Here is a 21,756-nt window from a genome sequence, read left to right as displayed (position 1 = left end):
ATTAAGAGGTATGAATATGTTCTATTTACCTAACTCAGACAACGTGTATTTACTTGAAGGGGAATATTCATCATTAATTGTTCTTTTATCTATTGTCATTGCATGTCTAGCAGCTTATACTGCACTTTCGATGAATGAGAGAATTCAACAAACTAGTTTTTTTAACCGAAATGTGTGGCTTACTTTGGCATCTATTGCTATGGGGTTAGGTATTTGGTCTATGCATTTTATAGGAATGAGTGCACTAAAACTTCCTGTTTCAATGGAATATGACCTTGTCACAACAATTATTTCTATTTTTCCTGCTGGCTTTGCATCATACCTTGCGTTTTACATTGCTAATAAGAAAAAAATAAAGAGTCAATGGTCTTATATCATTTCAGGTATTATTATGGGGCTCGGTATTTCCTCCATGCATTATGTGGGGATGTCTGCAATGAAAATGGAAGCTCAATACATTTACAGACCATGGGTTTTTACTGCGTCAATAGTAGTAGCTATCGTAGTATCTTACGTGGCACTTTATATTTTCTCAACGATGCAAAGATTAATTAAGAATCAGATAGTTAAGATTCTAACGTCTATTATTATGGGATTAGCAGTGGCAAGTATGCATTATACTGGTATGGCGGCAGTAATCTTTTATACAGATGTGCCAATACATTCTTCTCATATGCACCAGATGGATTTTACGCTCCTAATTGTTTGTATAACTGCTGGAATTGTAATCACTCTTGCCTTTTCTGGACTATCAAGTCTATTAGATCGATATGTTGAATATCGACTAAATTACTTTGACGCATTAACCATATTACCAAATAGACGACAATTTGAAAAAAAACTAAATACCTCCATTTCAAACGGGAGTTTAGCTATTATCCATCTTCATGGACTTGAAAAATGGAATAGTGGTTATGGGTATTCCTTTGGAGACCGAATTATCAGAGATGTTAGTGAGACAATTATTGGATTAAAGCCTGAAATGGCGGAGTTATATCGAATTGAAGGGAATCGCTTTGCAATTTTAACCCTAACGCAAAGCTATAAAGATTTTGCGGCAAGTATTGAAAAATTAACTTCTGCTTTAATGAATCCAGTTGTTATTGAAAATCAACAGCTTGTTGTTGAGGTAGTTTGCTCGCTTTCAACATGTTCTGATGAAAAAGAAGCAAAACAATTATTTGCAAATGCAATGGCAGTATTGCAACACTCTTCAATAGAGTATAAACATCAGGTAATTGAATATGATCCTTCCATTCATAAATATTCTTTTGAAAAAGGTATCATCCAAGATATTGAAAAAGCAATGGAACAGGATGAACTTTATATTGTTTATCAACCAAAGGTAGAATCAGATAAGGAAAGATTAGGTGCTGAGGCATTGTTACGTTGGAATCATCCTGTTCATGGATTTATATCTCCTGGATTGTTCATACCATTACTTGAAGAGAATGGGAAAATTATAGATGTAACAGATTGGATTATTGAAAAAGTCTGCGAGCAAATGTCTCATTGGATTTCAGAAGGCCATCCTATTAAGGAAGTTTCAATTAATATTCCAGGACAATATATTACATCTCAACGATTAATGGATGTATTAAAAGAAAGTGTTGCTAAGTATGGAATAGACAGTCACCAACTTGAGTTAGAAATTACAGAAACGAGTGTGATCAATAATATTGAAAATGCGATCATTTCGATAGGAGAATTTCGGAAGTTCGGTTTTAATATTGCCCTTGATGACTTTGGGACAGGTTTATCTTCATTGTCTTATTTAAAAAGACTACCCATTACAACAGTGAAAATTGACAAATCGTTTGTAGATGGAGTACCAGAATCTGAGAAGGATTCTGCGATTATAAAAGCGATTATTGTTTTATGTCATAGTTTAAATATGAAAGTGGTTATTGAAGGTGTTGAAACGGAAGAACAAATTACCTTTTTAACATGTATGCCGGAGAAACCGGGAATTCAAGGATATTATTATTCACCCCCATTAAAAAAAGATGACCTTGTTAAATGGATGCAAGAATTTTATCAGAGAAAGAAAGCTGTGAATTGAATTTTATTAATGTATAAGCCCCTAAATTTAGGGGTTTTTTCTATTACATTTAGAAAAATAATAAATAAAACTAGTAAAATGCGTGTCCTTTATCCAAACTTTTCGATCTTTAAGAGAATAGATTAATAGCAAAGAGAGAAAGACAAACAAAACAATGCTAGCATGAAGGATAAAACATCAGTTTTTCTCTCTTTACTATACGAAAAGGGAGATGATTCTTTTGGGTAAGAAGAAAAACATGGAATATGGTAAATGCTACTGCTGGGGTTACAAAAAATACGATGTGGAATTAGACTTTAAAAAAGATGTTAAGAAAGATTACGATTATAAGAAGTACGATAAGAAAGATTATGATGATAAAAAGTATCATAAGTATGACAAAAAGAAACATCATCATGATCGAAAATGTGATTATGGTTATAAGCATGATAAAAAGGATCACAAAAAGCACTGGGATTATAAAAAGTATGACAAGAGATGTAAATGCTGTAGCGGATGGTATTAAAGGATAAGTAGGAATTAGTAAATATAAATAAAATGTAAGCGTGTTATATAAGAGAGAGAAAGAAAAGTTCAACAGATATGCTTTTTAATCTGTTGAACTTTTTTATTTCTATTCAAAATTATTCATCTCTCTCTATAAGAAGCTAAAGGCCCTTCAAACCAAATCACCTGTGAAAGGCGTATATGTAATGAGCGATCATCTAAATTAATTTGAACATGATCAACTGCCACACCGGCTACTTCACCTTCAACTCGTCCAGCTGTAGTTACTAATGCAACTTTTTGACCTTGATGTCTACTAATGTGCTGAACAAAAACTGGATCTAAGTTCGTGGAATAATTAGTTGGTTGAGGTATACCTGTTATCGGATAAATCGGCGAATGGGATGCTGGTTGATGATGAACATAGCCAGGTTGATCAATAGGGTTTTGAATATATGGGACTTTATCGTGTGAATGATTTACGGACATAAAAACACTCCTTAAGGGGGATTTGTCCTTAATTAATATGAAATGATTCGGAAATCTATTCCGGGTTGTTTCATTACAGATATAGTTTGAAAATACTTTCTGATATACTTTCCTTTTATAAATGACGTTTACAAGGGTATGACCCTACCTGATATTTATAACAAAATAGGGTTCTTTACAATGTAAACAACTTGTATACAAAAAAAGCAGACCATTATGATCTGCTTTTCTATAAAATATTGTGTGGGAACGTTTATTCTACCTTATGCTCAACAATGTAAGTAAGCATTGTTGTAATATCAGTTCGATCATCTTCGCTCATTAATTTATCTGGATAGTTCTCAATTCGATCATTTAAACGTTTTAGAGCATCATAGGCTTGATAATCAAATAACCAAGACAAGAAACTAAATTTGTTTTCTCTTTTTCTTTCTAAGTTACGTTCTGCAATTTCTAATTGTGCTAGAATTGAAACTTTGATACCTTTCTTAGCATCAGAATCCTGAACTAGCTTTTTCGTATGATCAATTGTTGCAGCTTGAACTAGTATTTCTGCTACTTTGGTTTCTTCAATGTTTCCTGCATTGTCTGTTGAACGGTATGAAAGCTTATGTTCACCAGCTTGAAGAGTAACAGCTTCAACATATGGAACCCACTCAGTATCATTTAGGTTATATTCAATTGATACAACCTCAGATTCCGCATCAGTAGCAGATAATTCGATTGTAACCTCTTCTAAGTAAGAACCATTTGTAAAGTCTGCCTCTGGTATTTGCATTTCTGTTACTGGAGCTGTTGTATCTGTTGGTGCAACAACTTCAGAAATACGACCTTCTGCAGCATAGGAAATAGGCTGGTCATCAAAGCTTTTTACAAAGTTAACTGTTGCTTGGAGATCTTCTGGACCTTGTACTGGATTTTCACCTAACTTAGCTAACAAATATTTGTCACTGCTGTGTGGGTACATATAGTTGTTTACTGTGACAGTGTAAGTTTCATTAGGATTAATTTTTTCACCACTAGGTAAGAATAAATCAACAACTTGTCCATATTTTCCTAATGAGCTGTCCCATGTATAGCGGAACCCACTGATACTTACATCTGGACCATAACTGCTAAATTGCGAATTGATAATTTGTCTTAAATCATCTCCTGTTATTTCAAGTTTTACTAGTGTGTTTCCGAAAGGTTGAATATTAAATAACTCATTCCATGTGATATCACCTGAATTAAGGTCATCACGTATACCGCCGCCGTTCATTAAAGCGAAATCACTATCCATTGCATATGCCATACCATCCGCAATTAAATTTCCAAGAGCATTATCACCAATTTCACCTTTTGTTGCATAGCCACCTGTTAATTCAGTACCAGCTTGTCCAATAACTTCATTTAGCTTTGGCCCTATTTGATCAAGATATTTTTCTATAATGGCACTTACTTCTGCATCGGGCTTAATGTTATCTTGAATAACCTCAACAATTTCCGCTGATTTTTTTATAATATCTCCTGTAGTTGGATCAATTTCTAAATCAACATCTACAAAGGCTTTCCCATATTCCCATGCTTGGACAATCAATTTGTTATCAACAACTGCATTTAGCTTTACATGGTTATGAGCTGCGAAGATAACATCGACCGCATCATTTACATTGTTTGCTATGTTTGCGATATCACCTGTTGCACTATCGCCAGATTGATTTCCAGGAACATGAGAAAGGATGACTATTGCCTCAACACCTTGCTCTTGTAGTTCAGGAACATATTTATTAATTGCTTCAACTTCATCTGTAAATTCAATATTTTCGTTTCCGTTTGCAATAATCATATTTGGTGTATCGGTTGTTGCAACACCAATAAATCCAATCTTTACTCCTTCAACTTCTTCGATTGCGTATGGAGGGAGAACTAGTTCGTGTGTATCCTTATATGATACGTTAGCAGCAACCATAGGGAAATCAATTCCATCATAGTTTGCCGTACCATTCGGATGTTGCCCGCCGTTAGTGAGGCGAAGCATCTCACTTACACCCTCGTCAAATTCATGATTTCCGACAGTTCCAACATCAAAGCCAATAGATTCCATAATTTCAACTGTAGGCTCGTCCTGTAATAAAGCCGATACTGGAGAACTTCCTCCAACCATATCACCTGGGTGTACGATTAACGTATTAGGATTTGTTGCTTCACGCTGGCGCAAATAGGCAGCAAGGTAATCTGCTCTTCCGTAATTCACTCCATTAACAGTACCAGTTACATCAATTTTTCCGTGTAAATCATTTACACCTAATAATTGAATTTTAACATTTTCGTTCGGTTCACTATCAGTACTGGCTGTATAACCGTTTGCTTCTGCTTCTTCTGGGCTAGCAAAGAAAATCCTTTTTTCTACAGGTACGTCTGCCCAGTTCTCAGGAGAAACGTATTCTTTGTTATCAGAATTTCCAACATAGCGTAACAAGCCTTTTCCTTGTTCTCTTGCACGGAACACGAATGGTAGTTCCATTAATGGATTCTCGGGATTCCAGATTCCTAGTCCTTCATCTTTTGCTGCTTTTACAGCTGCTTGGAAAGCATTGTAATCTTCTTCAGAACCAATCGGCCAAATAAAGTAAGATGAAGCATAGCCTTTACGCACCATTTCTAAGTTGGTGTTCATGTTATCACTTTTACGAATAACTTGAGCGAGAAGACGACCATATGCGTCAGTTGGTTCGTCACCAATTTTTAATACAATTTCATCACCAGCTTTTAATAACGTGTTCATGTATGCTTTAGCAGTATTTCCGAAGTCTAATTGATTTTGATCTGCCTCAGTTACAACTTTTTGGTAAGTCTCAGGTGTATCCATATTCACATAACGTACTTTTGTCGAACCTAATACAGGATTTGTAATATGAATCGTATCTCCATCTACAACACTTTCTACAACTGCTGAATATTCGCCAGCTGCAGTTGGTGGTTCAGGTTGCGTAGCTGATAATGTGAAATCTCCTTGCTTTCTCGGTATTAGCTGATAAGAATCATACTGACTTAAAATAGCCGTGATTTCATACCATTTACCTTCTTCTATATTCTCAATTCCAACCTCTTCCATTACACGAAGAGTAGTAGAATGATAGTTTTCGTCCACTAGCGATATATTATAACCACCGCCAGCAGGAGATGAAGGGATCGATTGAACATAACCACTTACTTTTACTAACTGCCCTTCAAGTGGTTCTGCTATTGTTGCGTCTTGTAAGTCTGCTAGAGTAATAGATTGTGCTGCAGGAACTGAACTGCTTTCTTCAATTAATTCAATAGAGGTTGGTGCAATTTCCGTTAAGCCTCTATATTGAGTAATTGACCCTGTTACACGGACTTTTTTACCTTCTGTAAGCTCAAAAAAGCTAGCTGCATTTGATGCATAGATATTAATACCTGCTGTTTCATCTTGAATAAAGGTAGATAATTTTCCGCCACCAATAGCAGAGTTATCAGCTGTAACTATTCCTTCAATTGTTACAGCTTGGTTTGTTTTTTGCTTTGCAGCAGCGATAGATAATACTCCTGTTTCAGGTTGTCCTGGGTCAGAAGTATCTCCATCACCTGGATCTGTAGGTGCTATACCGTCCATTGTGTGAGAGCCTAAGTATGTGAATGTGTCTTTAGGGTATGTTGACCATTGGTCTGGTGCGTATGTTGTTGTCCCAGAGTGGATATTAGGATTTCTGATAATTGTTTTATCAGTAGAAAAATCTTCTCGAACTCCAATTGTTCCTATTACATCTATTAATTGATCAGCCTTTTTCAAAGCAAAAGCATCATCACCATTAAAATTTATAACAGCATCTTGAATATCTGCTTTAGACAAAATATCATTATTAGCACTACTATGAGCTAAAACATAAACTTCACCATTTTCGAGTGTTCCTGTTAAAGATAGGCTTTGACTAACAGTAGCAGAACCATTCGAATAAAGCTCAACCTTATACTGTGACAAATCAACTGTCTGGCCTGTCCCATTATAAATTTCTATTGCTTTGTTAAAGGAACTCCCTTCTATATACTCCGAAATAAATAAATCTGTTGCTAAAGAAGTCTCTGCTTTAACACTTTTTGAAAACACTGGTAAAAACGTTGAAAGAATTAATGCTAAAACTAACAAACTACTAAACATCTTTTTAACCAATTGCCGCTTCATACTATTCCTCCTTATTATTTGTTAACAACGCTTCTACTATAAGGAGGAAATATGAATACAGTGTTAAGTAATTGTTAAGGTATAAAAATGAGTCATACTACCTGTTAGGATATTCATGAGAAAAGCTGGTTTATGTCGAAAATTTATAGAAAATATCATATTATTGGACTATTTACTGTCGGGATAATCAATTTTATGGGTGAAAATGTAAAAGGGGTTTCTACAAATGTTAGATAGGTTTAAAGGGATTTTAAAAGTTACATATTATTAAAGAGGATAAATCAAACTCCACCGTGTCATTAGAAGCAATAAGAAAAAACCCTTGAATACAAGGGTTAATAAATGATGGAGCATAGGGGGCTCGAACCCCTGACCTCTACGCTGCCAGCGTAGCGCTCTCCCAGCTGAGCTAATGCCCCGTTATGAAATTGTGTTTATAGCAGATATTGTACACGGCTTCATGAAATTTGACAAGAAAAAAATAACGGCTTTAATGAGAGGAAAGCCGTTATTGATTGTAGGGTTAACTCCCTGTATTTTTCATTTTCTCAATCGTTCCATCCTGCCTATGAATGACCAATTGAGCGTCTTTCTTTTTCATATAATCTTGTCCTCTATCAAGTGCTTTCGCTTTTGTTGGGAAAACCTCAGTCACTTTTTCGGCATGTTCTTTTTTTATTGCCCACTCACCATCGTGAGGGACAATATGATATTTGAGGTCACTTGAATTTGTATTCATCATTTTCTCGGCCTGAGATATTCCGATAGAGATTGCTCTTCCTTCTTCGTAACCATCATCAACTAATGCATTGGCTATTTCGATCGCTTTAATTCTAGTAGATTTCTTTAAGTTTTTCATTGATTCAGGATAATCATTTTTTGTCCAAACCATTAAGAATGACACACCTTTCTAATTGGGTTGAATTTCTCATTTACTAGTTTTACAGATTCTATTCCCAGAGTGATTTCCACTAAACATGAGTCATTTTATTTTCAATTGAAATGCCATCGGGTTTGTAGTGTAGCTTCATATTTGTTAGTACTTCTGTTGCGCCCATGTGAATTCCTACTTGTTGTAGTGTTTTAATTAAGAGCATTATTTCATCAAAGTTTCCTTCTACAACTGTCTCCATTGGTCCGATTTCGTATTTTAGACCTGATTCTTTTACGACTTCGACCATCTTTGGGATAACCCCGTCAGTGTTCATATCTTTACCATTAGGAAGAACTTGAAATCCTGCAGTTACTGTTGACATCATCATTCTCCTTTCTAGCTTTATTATTTCTATACCTTATTCATAGTTGATATAAACATCGGACCTGAATTAGTAAAAGTTTATATCTAAACATTTCATTAAGTTAACTATAATCGCTATAATAGTATGAAGAATAAAAAATAAAAGAAATGAGGTGAGGAAATGATTGAAATGCTAAAATACCTCAAACCTTATCGAGTGAAGCTAGCTTTTGTTATTTTGTTTTCAATGGCTGCGATATTATTTGAGTTATATTTGCCAACCTTAATGGCTGAAATAGTAGACGTTGGGATTGTTAATCGTGATGTAACGTTTATCCTGCAAACAGGTGCTTTGATGCTGGGATGTTCGCTAATGGCTATTTTATTAATGGTTGGAGTTAGTTACTTTGCTTCTAAAGTTTCGCTCGGTTTTGGAAGGGATATGCGTAGAACGATGTTTGTGCATACTGAGCACTTTTCTCTTGATGAATATGAAAAGTTTGGCTCAGCTTCTTTAATTACAAGAACGACAAATGATGTAAAGGTTGTTCAAGATGTAATTAATATGATGCAGAGAATGATGACCAGAGCACCACTAATGTTGATTGGTGGAGTTATTCTTGCCGTGTCCCGGGATAAGTATTTGTCACTCGTTTTTCTAGCTGCTCTACCAGTTTTAGCTTTGATTATTTTTCTGGTGGCGAGAAGGGCCATACCGTTGTTTTCAGCTTTACAGAATAAAACAGATCGGCTAACACTTATTTTAAGGGAGGCTTTAACAGGGGTAAGAGTTGTTAGAGCGTTTAATCGAGGAGCTCATGAACGAAAACGCTTTAATATTGCCAATGAAGATTTTCAAGACACAGGAATAAAGGTTGGCAAGTTAATGGCTTTTATGTTTCCGATTATGTTAATTATTATGAATTTTACCAATATCGCCATCGTTTGGTTTGGTGCTATTCGAATAGATAACGGAGATATGCAGGTTGGTAATCTATTAGCGTTCATTCAATACGCTGCGATGATTTTAATGTCGTTGATTATGCTTTCGATGGCTTTTATTATGATTCCGCGCGCTCAAGTATCAGCTAAACGTTTAACCGAGGTATTATCAACTAAACCAACGATAAAAGATCCTTTACGAGAAGAAAAAAGCTTTCCAACCAAAGGAATCGTTGAATTTAAGAATGTAACATTTCGTTATGAAGGAGCGGAAAGGCCTGTTCTTGAAGGAATCACTTTTACAGCAAAACCTGGAGAAACAACTGCAATTATTGGAAGCACAGGTGCAGGTAAAACAACGTTGCTGCAGCTAATCCCTCGTTTTTATGATGTGGAAAGTGGAGAAATTCTCATAGATGGAGAAAATATTCAATTATTAAAGCAAAGTACACTTCGTAAACAGATTGGCTATGTTCCACAAAAAGCTACGCTGTTTAGTGGGACGATTGCGGAAAATTTATCGTTTGGTAAAGAAGATGCATCAGAAGAAGAGATGTACGCTGCTTTAAAAACAGCTCAAGCGATTGATTTTGTTGAAAAAAGAGATCAAGGGATACATAGTAAATTAGAACAAGCAGGTGTAAACCTTTCTGGAGGACAAAAACAGCGACTATCTATTGCTAGGTCACTAGTGAGGAAGCCTAAAATTTATTTATTTGATGACAGCTTCTCGGCATTAGATTATAAAACAGATCGTTTGCTTCGACATGAATTAAAGAAGGAAACAGGGGATGCAACGATGATAATTGTGGCTCAACGTGTTAACACAGTAAAGGATGCTGAAAAAATCATCGTTCTAAATGATGGGAAGATTGTCGGAGTTGGCACTCATCAAGAGTTACTACAAGAAAATAAAATTTATCAAGAAATTGTAGCTTCTCAAGAGGATGGGGAGGTGAGTGCATGAGTGATAATAAGCGAAGAGGCGGACCTGTAGGTGGAGGTATGAGACACGGCCACGGAATGGTTGTCGAGAAACCAAAGAACTTCAAGAAAACGTTTAAAAGACTAGTGGGTTATTTAAAGCCTTGGAAGAATCGAATGATTCTTGTTGCGATTGCTGCTATTTTTTCTACATTGTTTAATGTAATTAGTCCAAAATTATTGGGAGATGCCACTTCTTCTATTTTTGATAGTTTTACATCAGGTTCTGCTGTGGACTTTGATTTTATTTCAAGGATTTTATTACTTTTAATTGGTTTATACCTTTTATCTTCTATTTTTTCTTATGCACAACAATATATTATGGCTTCTGTTTCACAGCGAACGGTGGCTCAGCTTCGAAGGGAAGTAAATGAGAAATTATCACGGTTGCCCCTTAAGTATTTTGACAAGCACTCTCATGGTGATTTGTTAAGCAGAGCGGTAAATGATATTGATAACATTAATACATCCCTACAACAGGCACTAACACAAGTAATCAACTCTTTTATCTCCATTATTGGGATTATTATCATGATGCTTGTTATTAGTCCTCTTTTGACATTAGTAGTAGTAGTTACCATTCCACTTAGTTTAACGGTTGCGCGTATTGTGACGAAGTTTTCACAAAAACACTTTGTTAAGCAGCAGGAAGAGCTTGGCAACATCAACGGTCATATTGAAGAAATGTTTACCGGACATCAGGTGGTGAAGGCTTTTGGTCATGAAAATAAGTCGATTGCAACCTTTGATTCAATCAATGATCGGCTGTATGAATCAAGCTGGAGAGCCCAGTTTATTTCTGGATTAATGATGCCGTTAATGAGTTTTGTTGGGAACATAGGGTTTATTATTGTAGCGATATCAGGTGGCTTGCTTGTTATTAATGGAAGTATTCGTGTTGGGGATGTTCAAGCTTTTATTCAGTATACACAGCAAATTTCTCAACCATTAGCTCAGGCTGCGGGAATTGCTAATATGATTCAAGTTGCCATTGCTTCAGCTGAACGTGTATTTCAACTGTTGGACGAAGAAGAGGAAGAACAGGAAGAGGATGCTGCTGTTAAAGTATCTGAGCTTAAAGGACATGTTGTTTTCGATTCCGTACGGTTCGGGTATGAGAAAAATCAGCCAATTATCAATGATGTAAGTCTTGAGGTAAAAGAAGGACAAACTGTTGCCATCGTAGGTCCCACTGGTGCGGGCAAAACGACAATTGTAAATCTTTTAATGAGATTTTATGAATTGGATGGAGGGTCTATTAAAATTGACGGTGTTTGTTTGACTGATATGAGTAAAGAGCAGGTTCGAAGTTTGTTTGCTATGGTGCTGCAGGACACCTGGTTATTTAGTGGAACCATTCGAGAAAATATTGCTTACGGACATGAACACGCAACAAATGAGGAGATTGAGGCAGCTGCAAGAAATGCCTATGCAGATGATTTTATCCGAACATTACCTGACGGGTATGAGACAATGCTAGGAGAAGATGCCACAAATCTATCACAAGGACAACGACAGCTACTCACAATAGCGCGTGCCATTTTGGCAAAGCCGAAGATTCTTTTACTTGATGAAGCAACAAGCAGTGTTGATACTAGAACCGAAATGAAAATACAACAGGCAATGACAAAGCTTTTAGAAGGAAGAACAAGCTTTGTTATTGCCCATCGATTATCTACTATTCGTGATGCTGATCTTATTCTTGTCATGAATCAAGGAGATATTATAGAAAAAGGAACGCATGAGGAGCTTCTTGAAAAAGGAGGTTTTTATGCGGAGCTACATCAGAGTCAGTTTACTGAAAATGAATCAGCATCATAAAAGATAGGCTTTGAAATAGGTAATGGGGAGAGGGAGGAAGAATAGTGGGTTATATTGCCGATTTAGTAGTGGATCAAAAGGCTACTCTAGGGGAAGGACCTCATTGGAATGGGGAAGAGCAAGCATTATATTGGGTTGATATTATCGGGAAAAGGCTTCATCGTTATGATCCTTTAACGAAAGAGAATAAGACATTCACATTCAATCAGTATGTAGGAGCAGCAGTACCCGCGCAGCTAGGAAAAATGCTTTTAGCCATGCATGATGGAATTTATCGTTTGGATTTAGAGACCGAAGATTTAATATTGGTTGCAAATCCGGAAACAAATCAGCCTCATATACGTTTCAATGATGGTAAATGTGACAGCTCTGGTCGTTTCTACATAGGAACAATGGCATTAAATATTGAGAAGGGTAAGGGAGCATTATATCGTTTAGATCCGTCTGGACATATTCATAAAATTCTTTCTTCAGTGACAATATCAAATGGTTTAGCCTGGAGCCCTGATGAAAAGTTTATGTATTATATTGATACTCCTACTGGGGAAGTAACAGTCTTTTCTTATGATAAACAAACTGGAAGTATTAGTAGTAAGAAGACATCTGTTGTCATTCCTAATGAAATGGGTTCACCTGATGGCATGACAATTGATTCAGATGGGATGATTTGGGTAGCACATTGGGATGGTTCAAGGGTTACACAATGGAATCCTTATACAGGAAAACAGTTAGATGAAGTTGTAGTTCCTGTTAAACATGTTACATCATGTACATTTGGTGGGGAACATTTAGATGAGTTGTATATCACAACAGCCAGACAAGGATTAAGTGAAGAAGAGCTGGAGAAATATCCATTGTCCGGAGGGCTTTTTAAAGTGAAAACAAAAGCAAAGGGCATGAAGGGTAATGGCTACAAAGGATAATTCATTTTGATGTATTAGCCTATGGCGTTAGTAAGTGATTGAGGAGCTATGAGTATAAAAATGCAAAAGCAGGGGAGCTTCCCCTGCTTTTCATCGTTTATAAAATTATAACGAGGCACTTGCGCTTTTGTTCTTAAGTTGATGAACAATCTTCTCGGCGGTTTCTTTACCATTTTTGATACAGGCACCTATTCCAACTCCAAAATAAGAGGCACCAGCTATAAATACATTGGGTGTATGTTCCGCTAATTTCTCTCCAAGTGATGTGATCGCCTGGTTATGTTTAAGATGATAATTTGGCATAAGCTCATCCCAGTTAGTCACTTCCACAACTTCTGGTTTTGCCGTTAAGTTAAGACTTTTTTGAATATCACCCAAGGCAGTCTCGATGATCTCTTCTTTATTCATTTTCTTCATTTTTTCATAAGCAGGATTCGAGCTTTTATAGAATAGACGAACAAGCAATCTTTGTTTTTCTGAAGTATGAGCCCATTTTCTACTCGTCCAAGTACATGCATCACAAAGTAAATCACTATTTTTCGTTACGATAAAACCAGTACCGTTTGCGGGAAGCTGTTGATCAGGAACATCAAACCCAAGATAAACACTGATGAGTGAAGAGTTTTTCAATTTATTAAATTCTTGGTCTAGCTCTTTAGTCGCTAATAATTTCTGTGCTGCATCATGTGGAGTAGCTAAAATAACATAGTCAGCTTTAATTGGATTATGCTGGTCAAAGGATATGTCATAGCTATCTTGTACCTGTTTAATAGATTCTGTTTTTATTCCCTTTAAAATTTGAGTATCTGATAACTGATCTTCAAGTCGGTCAATTATTGTTGATAATCCACCTTTAAATGATAGGAATTTTTTATTATTTGCTGAAAGGAATTTTTCTTTATTTTTGGACATTCCTCGTATAATACTTCCGTATTGATTTTTATATTCTAATAGATATGGAAGAGTGGAAGCCATTGTGAGTTCATCTAGTTTCCCGGAATAAACACCTGAAAGAACAGGGGAAATTTGATCTTCAACTAATTCTTTGCCCAAAAAAGCTTCTAAGAAAGCTCCAATCGAACTATCACTAGTAAATGTCTCGTTTTTCTTCACAAAATCTTTTAGAGCGATTATTTTACCCTTTGGTGAGATTAATGTGCTGTTAAATAATGATCTAACACTTGTTGGAATCCCAAAAACCGAGTCTGCTGGTATAGGTTTCAATGTGTTTTTAGAATAAATATACGAAATACCTGTTTCGTTATAAACTACCTTATCTTCTAGTTGTAAATCATGTATAAGAGGTATTACTCCTTCATTTCTTGCAACAATAGAGTCAGCCCCTGTTTCCATAATAAAATCCTCATTTTTAACAGATTTTATCTTTCCTCCTAAGTATTTGTTTTGTTCTACAAGGATACAATTTATATTTAAATTTTGTTCTTTCTTAAGCTTTTGTAAATAATACATGGCGGTAAGACCTGTTATTCCACCACCTATGACAACAACTGTTTTCATCGATCCCTTTCACTCCTAACTCTAAAAGCACACAAATTATATAAATACGCCTAATCAATATCATTATATATGTTATTACCTTACGTCACATAATTCTTTCATACTCGTTCAAAAAGATGAAACATAATAGTAACAATTTATTCAAGATTTTTGGACACTCTATGAAGGAAGCGAAAAATGGTGAATACATTTTTCCAACTATACTTAATGGAGGTAGAAAATGAAAAGAAAAGTGGTTACATACGTATTAACTGGAGCACTTGCTATAGGAATAATTGGGGCAAGTCCTGCTTTAGCTGAAAAGGGACCAGGTGAAGGGCACGCTCACCACAAAATGAATCGAGATTTTTTAGAAAAAAGAGCAGAGGAATTAGGAATTGAGGCAGAAGGAAAAGAAACTGAACAATTAGCTAAAGAAGTACATGAAGCAAAAATTATCGAAATGGCAAAGGAATTGGGAATAGAAACGGAAGGAAAAGAAGTAGAAGAAGTCGCGAAGGAATTAAGAGAAACTCACATTATGAACAAAGCAAAAGAATTGGGAATTAAGACAGATGGAAAAGACATGGAGGATATTGCGAAAGAAATTAGAGAAACTCTCATTATGAATAAAGCTAAAGAGCTGAATATTGATACAGAGGGGAAATCTCTAGATGAGCTAGGAAAAGAAGTTTTTGAGGTTGGCATAAAGAATGAAGCAAAAAAATTAGGGATTGAAACAGAAGGAAAAGAAATGAAGCAGCTTGCAAGAGAGGTTATTGATAAGAAAACGTTACAAACTGCTAAGAAATTAGGAATTGATGCAAAAGATAAAACAACTCAACAACTTATGGAGGAAATCTTTACAAATTACAAGGATGAAGCGAAAAAACAAAAGCTTTTTCCTTTTGATGAAGAAAGAGACTTTCATTTTATGAGACATAAAGAGGAACATCATAAACAGAAAGGTTCAGAGTAAAAATAAGTACCCCGCTAGTGGGGTACTTATTTCATTTATTGCTTTACCTTTGATTTTCTTAGCCTTTGATTAAATAAGACTCCGCCACCAATGCCTATGAAACAAAGGCCAGTTAGTAAAATGTTGTACATAGAAGTGGCTGTATCTGGTAGAGCATGTCCACTTTTCACCATTGTTTGCTTTGGTTTTTCCACCTTTGGAGCTTCATCTTGAGTTTCTTTTTCAGGTCGCTCTGCGGGGGCTTCATCTTCATCTGTTGTGTCACTTGGAGGTTCTTCTTCCTCTGGTTGTTCAACGTCAACTGGAGGCTCCTCCTCTTCTACAGGTTCCTCAGCTTTTGGAGTGATAGTAGAGATTTCAAACGTATAAACGCTTTCTCCTAAGGCTGTTTTTACATAAATGGTATAAACACCATTCTCAGAAACAGTAAAGGAGTTGTTTTCTACGAGATTTCCCTCGTTTACAAAATCAGCTATCGTTTTTTCTCCAGTAAGCCATTTGATTTCTATCGTATGTTCAATTTCTTCAAGTGAAATTGAAACAGGCTCTGTTGTTTCTTCCACAGTAGATAGAATTGGGTTTATCGTGATAGGAATTAATTCATTAAGCAGATTTGTTGCAAGCTGAGCTAATGCTTGTTGACCGGAAATCGTTGGATGTATATCACCTGGTATGATGTAGTCCTGTTGCTTACCATTAAAAGCTGAATATGCATCAAGATAATGTACCCCTTGTTGGGCTGCTATTGTTGAATATACCTTGCTGTTTACACTGTTTGTAATCATTTCACCTAACGTATGTATACTTCCGTAGATTGGATCATTGATACCGAATGGGTTATATAACGAATATAATAAAATTGGTGCATCTGTTTCCTCTTTTATTAGAGTAATGATTTCTGTTATATTGTTATACACTTGAGCAGTCGCAGCTGTAACCTTTTGTTGAAGCGCCTCTGGATCTACCGGCTGCTGATTCTCAATTATTTTACTTAGTTCAATTGCTTGTAACAGGTCATTTGCTCCAATACTTAATGTGACAGTTTCAGCTTGTTGAAGCATTTGTTTGGCTTTTACAGTTTTTATGGCTTCAAGGAGTTGAGTTGAAGTCCATCCAGGATAACTGACATTTAAAACCTCTGTATTTCCGTTACCAATCAGAAAAGGGAAAGCATTTTCCGATTGAACTGGAGGAGTTTGGGGTTGTTCTAAATTCCACCCAAATGTAATGGAATCACCAAGAGAAACAACCGTTAATGATTCTTCCTGCTCGGTAGCTGTTACAGTTGTTGAAAATAATAAAGTTAAGGCAGTAAAAATAACAAGAAATAGTAATTTATTTTTATCTTTATTCAATTGTTGTGTCCCCCTAGTCACTAAACGCTTTCATTTGTGATAAACTGTTTTATTTCGAAAATTTGTGCTAGATGTCTTTGTTCATGATAACCAACAAATTCAATCCATTGTTTAATCGATAAAATAGGGAAAACAGGGTGTTTAAATCCTCGTGTTGTAAGATCTTGCTCTGGAGGTATAGAATCAATAAGCTGTAGGAGTTGATTTCGAGATTGAGACAGAGCATGTAAAATGTCGTTTTTATTTACTACAATTGCTGGAGTAATCGCTGCTGGTGCTATTCTTTTTGTGGAACGATCTAATGTTAGCTTAAGTGGTTGATCTGGAAGAGGTTCTTGCTCTGGTAAGGTTAACATATACTTTATAGCTTTCGTAATCTCCACCTCAGTTTTATGTAGGTGTTCAAGTACTTGTCCAACACTCCATGTTTGTTCATTTTCTCTTTCATTAAATAAATGTTCTGGAATGTCTCCAACAGTAAGTAGAATTTCTTGACGTGTATTTTCAAGTTGAATGATCATTATATTCCCCCTTGATTTAGTATTTTTTCATACAAAAAAAGTAAAGATGAAACTAATACAATTATACTACAAAGATTTTCCAACTCTATTATGAATTCTTCTACAAATTTCGCAACCATTCTATTACGTTTCATGGTAGAATATTGTAGGTTTTTGAATGATAGGAGGAACGACTTTGAACTCTCCACGCTTTTTTCCTTATGCAGCTCTTGTTGTTGGTGTACTCTCTGTTTCAACTTCAGCTATTTTTGTAAAAGTAACATCAGCTCCTGCTCCTGTTATTGCTTTTTATCGATTGTTTTTTGCGACGATTCTTATTGCACCTGTTTTTCTCATTAAACATCGTTCAGAATTGAAGACTTTATCAAAGGTAGATTGGTTGTATTCTACGATAGCAGGTGTATTTTTAGCTTTTCATTTTATCCTTTGGTTTGAATCGTTGAACTACACATCAGTGGCTAGTTCTGTCGTGTTAGTGACGCTTCAACCATTGTTTGCGTTTGTGGGAACTTATTTGTTTTTTAAAGAAAAAGTTTCAAAGATGGCTTTGTGTAGTGGAATTCTCGCTATCACTGGGAGTATGATCATTAGTTGGGGCGATTTTAAAATAAGTGGTCTTGCTTTGTTTGGGGATATTCTCTCTTTAGTAGCATGTGCAATGATTACCGCATACTTGCTCTTTGGACAGGGAATTAGAAAAAGACACTCGCTAACTTTATATACGTTTATTGTGTATGGAATTAGTTCAATAACACTGTTACTCTATTGCTTACTCTTACAATATCCATTAGGTCCTTATCCGACAACAGACTGGTATTATTTTATTTTATTAGCCATCATTCCAACCTTGCTAGGACACTCATTATTCAATTGGTCTTTAAAATGGGTTAGCACGAATACAATATCTGTGATGATTTTGTTCGAGCCTATTGGTTCTATTATTCTTGCATATTTCTTTTTAGGAGAAAAAATGATTCCGTCTCAAGTAGCGGGAGGAAGTATCATTATGGTTGGAATCTTGCTTTTTGTATTAGAAAAACAAATAAAAAAATACATGCGCAAAGAACTAAAGCCTGCCAGCTAATGCTGCAGGCTTTTATTTTTTGTTTGTAATGATTGATTTTCTTCTTTAATATACTGTGACTGTAAATCTTCTATGGTCATACCTGTTGCTTTAGTAAATCCCTCATTAAAATCATTGGCTTTTGCTGTTTCTATAATGATGGATTTAAGAATTGATTCTCCGAATTGATCAACGAGATACTTAATTGCATAATAACTTTGTAAATAAACATCATAATCTTCTAGACGATATTTTTCCCAGTCTTTATGTGTCACAAGATGGGAAAATGAGGTTTCTTGAAAAGGATAATAGTGATGTGCAACGTTATACATACCTACATATTCTGCAACTCCCTCATGAAACCAAAGGGGAATTCTATAGACGTAGAGTTCCTGCTCTTTGATAAAAGCTTGTAATCGATAGTGAGTATATTCGTGTAAGATGGTGCTTTGGAAATAAAATGATTGTGGCATTTGATTTGAGATGATATCTGATAAGTCCGTTATGGCAATCCCGACAATATCATTAGGATCGTCAAAGTAGCCCATAGTCTGAACTAAGGAGGTTTTTTCATAAAGATCTTCTATAGAAGAATGAAGAATTAGATCAATCTCGTTATCGTGGACATCACCCAAGAGATTTGTTGTAAGTTCATCAGCCCGATTAAGAACATCCTCTATAATTGGGACTAACTCTTTCTCATGTGTTTCATAATAGATCATGACATTTTTGTATGAGCTCACCATTTTATCCTTCTTCATTGCTTGATAATCTGCAATTGTTACCTTATTTGATTGAAAAGGTATCAAATAAAGCTGGTACTTCTCCTCAAGTGTTAAATTACCTCCCAGCTCACTAGATATCATGAGATTGATGGATAAAAAGTAGATGGATAAAAAGAAAGTGCATGTTGCAATGATCATAAAAGAAACAATGCCACTCCGACCTCTAAAAAACCAAAAGGTAAAAGTCCTTTTCAAAGTCATTAAAATATAGACAAAGAAACAGAATAAAGTAAAGGATGTTAATGTCATAATTATGCTGAAAACAAGACTGGCTTTTATGTGAGAAAATAAATGGAAACAAACAAAACATACAAATACTAAAATGAGAGTGAAACTGGAGTATATAAGGTTTTTACATACCAATTTAAATGTCTCCAAAGCAACCTCCTGCAAAGGTAAATCTTTATTGATATTTATGAAGCAGGAGTGGTAAAAATGACGTTTGAAGGTAAGGACGTGCTTAAGATTTTTTAAAAAAACTCGCCGATTGACGAGTTTGTAAAATTAAGATGAAGTATAGAAGATCGAACATAAGTAAGCAAAGGTAAAACCGAGAGGAATGCTAACGATTAAAGACAAGCCTTGAACAGGACCCTCTTCGTTACTAATTCGAATTGCCTCTTTATAGCCATAAGAGAAATGAAATAGTGATAGAAATAATGTTAATAATATAATTCCATAAGAAATAGTCATCTCTTTTTCCTCCGTTTATAAATCTATTATTTCTATTAATACATGCTGAAGGAATAGAAAATATGATAACTTTTTCTATAAAGTAGAATTTAGTCATTTAGAGAGAGAAGGTTATAAGGGTTTTCATAGAGTTAATAGTATCTACGATCATGATTTTCATTAGAATAATGAAAATAGAAAAACCTTGGCGGAGTGCCAAGGTTTTATTAGAGTTATTTTCTTATTATTAATCTAGGAGAAGTTACTAATAGTAAACTAACAACAATTGCAGAAACGATCATTGTTGGAATCATATAAGAAGCATTATAAACAATAGAGTATGTTAGTACAGGAGTACCTTCAGGTGCAAACGACGCAAAAAATGCAACACCCGCAACAACATGTGCGACCATTCTTAGTAAGCTTCCGAGTAAAGCCCCAAGTGATATATAAAGAATCGCTAACTTTTTACTTTTATTTTGAAAAGCGTGTTGAATCTGCTTGAAGAAGACTCCACTAAACCCGACAACCGTAAATGCTAGGTAGTAGTCAAGAAACCCTTGAACAGGATGGACAATATAAGGGTTACCAAGAACAGCTTGTAAAAGGCCTAGTAACAAACCAGTTAGAAGTCCTCCTTTTATACCCCAACGATAAGCGATGATGAAAATTGGGATCATGCCAAGTGAAACGGAACCGCCCTGTGGTAACTTTCCAATAACACTTGATAATAAATCAAGCAAAAATGCCAGTGAAGCTAACATTGCAACTTCGATTAAAAATAATAAACGTTGATTTCCTCGCAAACTAATTACCTCTCTTTTACATCAAACCAGAAGGTAACCTTATTTTAGCCTCAAAATAAAAAAGCAATGGTTGGAATGATCATATAATCCAAGCATTACTTTTAACATGATCTTCCACATCCCTACACTAGTACTAACTAACAGGTTCGAAGGGTTAGAATGGTAAACATTCAATCTCAGCTTAAAGGCTCCCCTTGTGGTTTAAGTATTTATTTTAGTCATTACTATACAGGATCTTTGTGCTTACTACAACTATAAATATAGATGAATAAGAGTTTAGTCTACAGTGTAATGAAAGGTGAGAATAAAACATATAATTCATCAGAATTGTCCAAGAGGTGAATGTATGGGTATTAAAAAACTATTCAACTTTAAAAATCCAGCGCTAATAAAACAAATGAAAGTAGCAAAAATAGAAAGACAATACGGTGGTATTATTCATCAATTAGAACTTGATGATTTTTGGGACAGTCTTCAAAGTTATGAAAGAGCATTTATTAGAAATTGTATAAAGTGGTCCTTTGGAGGAAGGATTCAGCCTAAGGATTTAGATCACCCTGACAGTCATGCCAAAACAAAAAGAAGTGATTGTGGTTTTTTGTTAGGAAATGTTTCTTGGGCTTTTGAATCAAAGGAATATCTTCTTGCTGAAAAATTGCTAATTGAAATTATTAATCGTACGAAGCGTCCTTTTATTTTACATCGTGCCCACCAGGAATTAGTTAAAATGTATTATGCTCTAAGTGAAGAAGATGATAAAACACTATATAGATGTAAAGAATTCTGTGAATATCATATTGAGTTAGCACCTTTAATACTCATAGAAGCATTAAAGAAAGATATAAATCCCCCTGAAATTTTAGCATTTAAACTATTAAAGGATATTTTAGTTAAAGAAGGTAAATTAACAGAGCGTGAGAATATATCGTTGCTTGAAGAACAATATTA

18 protein-coding genes, 1 tRNA gene and 1 riboswitch (1 of these 20 only partly in view) are annotated in these 21,756 nt (G+C 35.3%); of the genes, 8 read left to right on the top strand and 11 right to left on the bottom strand.

Annotation, left to right across the window (positions count from 1 at the left end):
* Positions 1-16 precede the first annotated feature (16 nt).
* Complete coding sequence (locus tag D9842_RS14925; RefSeq protein WP_162987445.1) at positions 17-2,062, top strand: bifunctional diguanylate cyclase/phosphodiesterase; 2,046 nt, start codon at positions 17-19, stop codon at positions 2,060-2,062.
* A 220-nt stretch (positions 2,063-2,282) separates the two neighbouring features.
* Positions 2,283-2,567, top strand: a complete 285-nt coding sequence (locus D9842_RS14920) for a hypothetical protein (RefSeq protein WP_180320392.1) — start codon at positions 2,283-2,285, stop codon at positions 2,565-2,567.
* A gap of 122 nt (positions 2,568-2,689) precedes the next feature.
* Here the strand turns inward: D9842_RS14920 and D9842_RS14915 are convergent, their stop codons facing one another.
* From D9842_RS14915 to D9842_RS14895, 5 genes are all read right to left on the bottom strand, one after another.
* On the bottom strand, positions 2,690-3,037 hold the full coding sequence (locus D9842_RS14915; protein WP_121663183.1) for a DUF2642 domain-containing protein: 348 nt from the start codon (positions 3,035-3,037) through the stop codon (positions 2,690-2,692).
* Positions 3,038-3,290: 253 nt separating this feature from the next.
* Positions 3,291-7,223, bottom strand: coding sequence for a 5'-nucleotidase C-terminal domain-containing protein (locus D9842_RS14910; RefSeq protein WP_121663182.1), 3,933 nt, complete (start codon positions 7,221-7,223; stop codon positions 3,291-3,293).
* Between the two features lie 346 nt (positions 7,224-7,569).
* Positions 7,570-7,642 (bottom strand) — tRNA-Ala (locus D9842_RS14905).
* 104 nt (positions 7,643-7,746) lie between these two features.
* On the bottom strand, positions 7,747-8,115 hold the full coding sequence (locus D9842_RS14900; RefSeq protein ID WP_121663181.1) for a DUF2188 domain-containing protein: 369 nt from the start codon (positions 8,113-8,115) through the stop codon (positions 7,747-7,749).
* Positions 8,116-8,194: 79 nt separating this feature from the next.
* The gene (locus D9842_RS14895; protein ID WP_121663180.1) at positions 8,195-8,479 is read right to left on the bottom strand and encodes a thiamine-binding protein; all 285 of its coding nucleotides are present in this window, start codon (positions 8,477-8,479) and stop codon (positions 8,195-8,197) included.
* Positions 8,480-8,641: 162 nt separating this feature from the next.
* Here D9842_RS14895 and D9842_RS14890 point away from each other — a divergent pair, with 162 nt between their 5' ends.
* From D9842_RS14890 to D9842_RS14880, 3 genes are read left to right on the top strand one after another with little or no spacing between them, the layout of a single operon-like run.
* Positions 8,642-10,369 (top strand): ABC transporter ATP-binding protein, encoded by a 1,728-nt coding sequence (locus D9842_RS14890; protein ID WP_121663179.1) that lies wholly within the window; start codon positions 8,642-8,644, stop codon positions 10,367-10,369.
* Positions 10,366-12,207 (top strand): ABC transporter ATP-binding protein, encoded by a 1,842-nt coding sequence (locus D9842_RS14885; protein WP_121663178.1) that lies wholly within the window; start codon positions 10,366-10,368, stop codon positions 12,205-12,207. Before D9842_RS14890 ends, D9842_RS14885 begins: the two co-directional genes overlap by 4 nt.
* Before the next feature lie 44 nt (positions 12,208-12,251).
* Complete coding sequence (locus D9842_RS14880) at positions 12,252-13,130, top strand: SMP-30/gluconolactonase/LRE family protein (RefSeq protein WP_121663177.1); 879 nt, start codon at positions 12,252-12,254, stop codon at positions 13,128-13,130.
* A gap of 105 nt (positions 13,131-13,235) precedes the next feature.
* Here D9842_RS14880 and D9842_RS14875 read toward each other — a convergent pair whose 3' ends face one another.
* Complete coding sequence (locus D9842_RS14875; RefSeq protein ID WP_121663176.1) at positions 13,236-14,648, bottom strand: protoporphyrinogen oxidase; 1,413 nt, start codon at positions 14,646-14,648, stop codon at positions 13,236-13,238.
* Between the two features lie 220 nt (positions 14,649-14,868).
* On the opposite strand from D9842_RS14875, the gene D9842_RS14870 reads away from it, so the two are divergent.
* Positions 14,869-15,606: a hypothetical protein gene (locus D9842_RS14870; protein ID WP_121663175.1), complete on the top strand. Its 738-nt coding sequence runs from the start codon at positions 14,869-14,871 to the stop codon at positions 15,604-15,606.
* A 35-nt stretch (positions 15,607-15,641) separates the two neighbouring features.
* Here D9842_RS14870 and D9842_RS14865 read toward each other — a convergent pair whose 3' ends face one another.
* Together D9842_RS14865 and D9842_RS14860 are read right to left on the bottom strand one after the other, a co-directional pair.
* A complete protein-coding gene (locus D9842_RS14865; protein ID WP_162987444.1) occupies positions 15,642-16,961 on the bottom strand; it encodes an SGNH/GDSL hydrolase family protein in 1,320 nt (439 codons plus the stop codon).
* 20 nt (positions 16,962-16,981) lie between these two features.
* On the bottom strand, positions 16,982-17,482 hold the full coding sequence (locus tag D9842_RS14860) for a DinB family protein (RefSeq protein WP_121663173.1): 501 nt from the start codon (positions 17,480-17,482) through the stop codon (positions 16,982-16,984).
* A gap of 175 nt (positions 17,483-17,657) precedes the next feature.
* On the opposite strand from D9842_RS14860, the gene D9842_RS14855 reads away from it, so the two are divergent.
* The gene (locus D9842_RS14855) at positions 17,658-18,566 is read left to right on the top strand and encodes a DMT family transporter (RefSeq protein ID WP_232273842.1); all 909 of its coding nucleotides are present in this window, start codon (positions 17,658-17,660) and stop codon (positions 18,564-18,566) included.
* Here the strand turns inward: D9842_RS14855 and D9842_RS14850 are convergent.
* The 3 genes from D9842_RS14850 to thiT form a co-directional block, all read right to left on the bottom strand.
* On the bottom strand, positions 18,563-19,468 hold the full coding sequence (locus D9842_RS14850; protein WP_162987443.1) for a peptidase MA family metallohydrolase: 906 nt from the start codon (positions 19,466-19,468) through the stop codon (positions 18,563-18,565). The two genes, D9842_RS14855 and D9842_RS14850, sit on opposite strands and share 4 nt — an antisense overlap.
* 366 nt (positions 19,469-19,834) lie before the next feature.
* Positions 19,835-20,023, bottom strand: a complete 189-nt coding sequence (locus tag D9842_RS14845) for a hypothetical protein (RefSeq protein ID WP_121663170.1) — start codon at positions 20,021-20,023, stop codon at positions 19,835-19,837.
* Between the two features lie 212 nt (positions 20,024-20,235).
* The gene (gene thiT / locus D9842_RS14840; RefSeq protein WP_121663169.1) at positions 20,236-20,808 is read right to left on the bottom strand and encodes an energy-coupled thiamine transporter ThiT; all 573 of its coding nucleotides are present in this window, start codon (positions 20,806-20,808) and stop codon (positions 20,236-20,238) included.
* Between the two features lie 102 nt (positions 20,809-20,910).
* Positions 20,911-21,013, bottom strand: a riboswitch (TPP riboswitch).
* A 141-nt stretch (positions 21,014-21,154) separates the two neighbouring features.
* On the opposite strand from thiT, the gene D9842_RS14835 reads away from it, so the two are divergent.
* A protein-coding gene (locus D9842_RS14835; protein WP_121663168.1) for a hypothetical protein crosses the window boundary here: on the top strand, positions 21,155-21,756 show its 5' portion. It continues 28 nt past the right edge of the window; 602 of the gene's 630 nt are visible here — the first part of the coding sequence; its start codon is at positions 21,155-21,157; its stop codon lies off the right edge, out of view.

The organism is Metabacillus litoralis (assembly GCF_003667825.1).
Classification (GTDB): Bacteria; Bacillota; Bacilli; order Bacillales; family Bacillaceae; genus Metabacillus; species Metabacillus litoralis_B.
This window is presented reverse-complemented; position numbering and strand designations above follow the sequence as displayed.

Excerpts from the sequence above, each read along its gene's own strand:
- D9842_RS14925 (WP_162987445.1), top strand. The coding sequence starts at position 17 with ATGTTCTATTTACCTAACTCAGACAACGTGTATTTACTTGAAGGGGAA.
- D9842_RS14915 (WP_121663183.1), bottom strand. The coding sequence starts at position 3,037 with ATGTCCGTAAATCATTCACACGATAAAGTCCCATATATTCAAAACCCT.
- D9842_RS14910 (WP_121663182.1), bottom strand. The coding sequence starts at position 7,223 with ATGAAGCGGCAATTGGTTAAAAAGATGTTTAGTAGTTTGTTAGTTTTA.
- D9842_RS14900 (WP_121663181.1), bottom strand. The coding sequence starts at position 8,115 with ATGGTTTGGACAAAAAATGATTATCCTGAATCAATGAAAAACTTAAAG.
- D9842_RS14895 (WP_121663180.1), bottom strand. The coding sequence starts at position 8,479 with ATGTCAACAGTAACTGCAGGATTTCAAGTTCTTCCTAATGGTAAAGAT.
- D9842_RS14890 (WP_121663179.1), top strand. The coding sequence starts at position 8,642 with ATGATTGAAATGCTAAAATACCTCAAACCTTATCGAGTGAAGCTAGCT.
- D9842_RS14885 (WP_121663178.1), top strand. The coding sequence starts at position 10,366 with ATGAGTGATAATAAGCGAAGAGGCGGACCTGTAGGTGGAGGTATGAGA.
- D9842_RS14875 (WP_121663176.1), bottom strand. The coding sequence starts at position 14,648 with ATGAAAACAGTTGTTGTCATAGGTGGTGGAATAACAGGTCTTACCGCC.
- D9842_RS14870 (WP_121663175.1), top strand. The coding sequence starts at position 14,869 with ATGAAAAGAAAAGTGGTTACATACGTATTAACTGGAGCACTTGCTATA.
- D9842_RS14860 (WP_121663173.1), bottom strand. The coding sequence starts at position 17,482 with ATGATCATTCAACTTGAAAATACACGTCAAGAAATTCTACTTACTGTT.
- D9842_RS14850 (WP_162987443.1), bottom strand. The coding sequence starts at position 19,468 with ATGATCATTGCAACATGCACTTTCTTTTTATCCATCTACTTTTTATCC.
- D9842_RS14845 (WP_121663170.1), bottom strand. The coding sequence starts at position 20,023 with ATGACTATTTCTTATGGAATTATATTATTAACATTATTTCTATCACTA.